Source organism: Prevotella sp. C0209C1 (assembly GCF_056583855.1).
Window position 1 is genome coordinate 1 of the sequence record NZ_JBWPJP010000078.1, and the last position, 646, is coordinate 646.

Genomic DNA, 646 nt, shown 5'->3' on the forward strand with positions numbered 1-646 from the left:
CTGCCCTTTCCCGCCTTGTTGGTCAGAAAAGTATAAACCTCGCCACTGCTTAGACAGGTCTCATCAATACTTAGACTCTCTCCTATATTATTTTCAAACAATAGCCAGTCTTGAGCATGTCCCAACTGATTCCAACTACGATAATCACTGAAATGTTCCTTGTACTGTGTGGATAACAGCTTGCCATTTACGCCATAGTGCGCACCAATGCTTGCGATGCTCTCTGCAGTGGACTCAATTCTATTCTTTTAAAAAAGAAACGAACTCGGGAGATAGTTTACTGCCCTCAGCCGTCAAATCATCATATGAATAAGTAAATATCTCTCCATTGGAACTGTCACGCCACTTGCGACGGCGAACATGGAGGTACACTGCTTTCCCACGAAGGGGAAAGTCCTGAATAACACGCTCGCTGGTAAAACCATAACTGCTTACAGTGCCTAACTTATGGTCTGACTTTTCCATAAAGTTACGCTCGTCAAGCCAAAAGTCAATCTGCGAAACACTCTCTTGAATATCGACAACATCAAAGTAGTCGGCAAGTACATCTGGAAAGATGCAACGTAATAATTGGTGATTCTTCATGATGCAAAGATAACAAATACTTATGAAATTATGTGCCTGAGAGGAGAGGGCTTGCAACTGG

General features: G+C 42.7%; 1 protein-coding gene. It reads right to left on the reverse strand.

All coding sequences use genetic code 11. The features are described from left to right. Positions 1–240: 240 nt before the first annotated feature. Entirely contained in the window at positions 241–585 is a 345-nt protein-coding gene (locus tag AC1DCD_RS10260) for an ISAon1 family transposase N-terminal region protein (protein ID WP_024992867.1), read from the reverse strand. Positions 586–646: the final 61 nt, after the last annotated feature.

Excerpts from the sequence above, each read along its gene's own strand:
- AC1DCD_RS10260 (WP_024992867.1), bottom strand. The coding sequence starts at position 585 with ATGAAGAATCACCAATTATTACGTTGCATCTTTCCAGATGTACTTGCC.